The sequence below is a fragment of the Allobosea sp. RCC_152_1 genome (assembly GCF_041360765.1).
Lineage (GTDB): Bacteria > Pseudomonadota > Alphaproteobacteria > Rhizobiales > Beijerinckiaceae > Allobosea > Allobosea spartocytisi.
This window is the reverse complement of record NZ_JBFUPU010000020.1, coordinates 1-1,924: the sequence shown is the minus strand read 5'-3', so window position 1 is coordinate 1,924 and position 1,924 is coordinate 1. Positions and strand designations below refer to the sequence as shown.

Here is a 1,924-nt window from a genome sequence, read left to right as displayed (position 1 = left end):
TCATGGCTGACGCCTGATCTGGAGGAACAGCATCATGAAGGCCTTCATCCTCGACCGCTACGGCAAGAAACAGGCGCTGCGTCTGGGCGACATGCCCGACCCCGTGCCAGGTCCCGACGACGTGCTGGTCGAGGTTGCCGCGGCAGGGCTCAACCCGATCGATTCCAAGATCCGGGACGGCGCATTCAAGCTGGTCCTGCCCTACAAGACGCCGCTCGTGCTTGGGCACGATCTGGCGGGCACCGTGATCAGCGTCGGAGCAAACGTGCGGCGCTTCAAAGTCGGCGACGCCGTCTATGCCCGCCCCCGTGATGGGCGGATCGGCGCCTTTGCCGAACGGATCGTCGTCAACGAGAGCGATCTGGCGCTCAAGCCGGGCAATATCTCGATGGCCGAGGCCGCATCGATCCCGCTGATCGGGCTGACCGCCTGGCAGGTGCTGGTCGAGCGCGCGCAGATCAAACCAGGACAGAAGGTGCTGATCCATGCCGGGTCGGGCGGTGTCGGCACCTTCGCCATCCAGCTTGCCAAGCATCTCGGCGCCACCGTCGCGACGACGGCGAGCGCCGCCAATGCCGTGATGGTGAAGGAGCTCGGGGCGGATGTCGTCATCGACTATCGCAGCCAGAACTTCGAGGAAGAGCTGTCGGGCTACGACCTCGTGCTCCACACGCTCGATGCCACGACGCTGGAAAAATCGCTGAAGGTGCTGAAGCCCGGCGGCAAGCTCATCTCGATCTCCGGCGCTCCCGATCCCGCTTTCGCACGCAGCCAGGGCTTGAACGTGGTGCTTCGGCTCGTGCTGCGCCTGCTCAGCGCGGGCATCCGGCGCAACGCGAAGCGCGCGGGCGTCGAGTATTCCTTTCTCTTCATGCACGCCGACGGAGGGCAGCTTGAGCGGATCACCAGGCTGATCGAAGACGGCACGATCCGCCCGGTGGTCGATCGTGCCTTCCCCTTCGCGCAGGTGAACGACGCACTCGCCTACATCGACACTGGTCGCGCCAAGGGAAAGGTCGTCGTCACGCTCAAGTGACGCGATTTTCGGAAACAAGGATTTCGCCATGGCCACCCATATCCGCAGCGCAGACTGGAAGGCGGCACCCACCCGCCATGTCGAGGCTGCCGGCACGCGCTTCGCTTATCGCCGCCTCGGGCCTGATGCAGGCGTGCCGGTGGTGCTGCTCAATCACTGGGGCGCGAACCTCGACAATTTCGATCCCCGCATCGTCGAGGGCCTGGCTGCCGATCGACCGGTCTATGCGCTCGACTATCGCGGCATCGGCAGTTCGGGCGGCAGGGCGCCGCTCACAGTCGCAGAAATGGCCAACGACATGATCGCCACGATCCGCGCGCTTGGCTTGAAATCGGTCGACCTGATCGGCTTCTCCCTCGGCGGCTTCGTCGCGCAGCAGATCCTGTTTGACGCCCCCGATCTCATCCGCCGCGCCATCCTCGCCGGCACGGGGCCTGCGGGCGGGACCGGGATCGAGCGGGTCGGTCCGGTGTCGTGGCCACTCATCATCAAAGGGCTGCTGACCTTTCGTGATCCCAAGTTCTATCTCTTCTTCACGTCGAGCGCGGCAGGCAAGCGAGCGGCCTTCGAGTTTCTCGCGCGATTGAAGGAGCGGACGGGGGATCGTGACAAGGCGGTCTCGCTGACGGCCTTCCTGCGCCAGCTGAAGGCGATCAAGGCCTGGGGCCTCCGGTCGCCGCAACCTTTGGACACCATCGCCAAGCCCGTCCTCGTCGCGAACGGCGACCATGACATCATGGTGCCGAGCGAGAATTCGGTCGATCTGGCACGCCGTATTTCCGATGCCGAACTCGTCCTTTTCGCCGACGCCGGGCATGGCGGCATCTTCCAGCATCACGACGCCTTCCTGAGGAAGGCCAAGGCCTTCCTGGCCGCCTGAACGCCAGC

2 protein-coding genes are annotated in these 1,924 nt (G+C 64.9%); both read left to right on the top strand.

The genetic code is table 11. The annotated features are described in order from the left end of the window. The first annotated feature begins 34 nt into the window (after positions 1-34). Positions 35-1,036, top strand: a complete 1,002-nt coding sequence (locus tag AB6806_RS28925; protein WP_370956366.1) for an NADP-dependent oxidoreductase — start codon at positions 35-37, stop codon at positions 1,034-1,036. 28 nt (positions 1,037-1,064) lie between these two features. Beyond that, the gene (locus AB6806_RS28920) at positions 1,065-1,916 is read left to right on the top strand and encodes an alpha/beta fold hydrolase (protein WP_370956365.1); all 852 of its coding nucleotides are present in this window, start codon (positions 1,065-1,067) and stop codon (positions 1,914-1,916) included. The last annotated feature ends 8 nt before the right edge of the window (positions 1,917-1,924 follow it).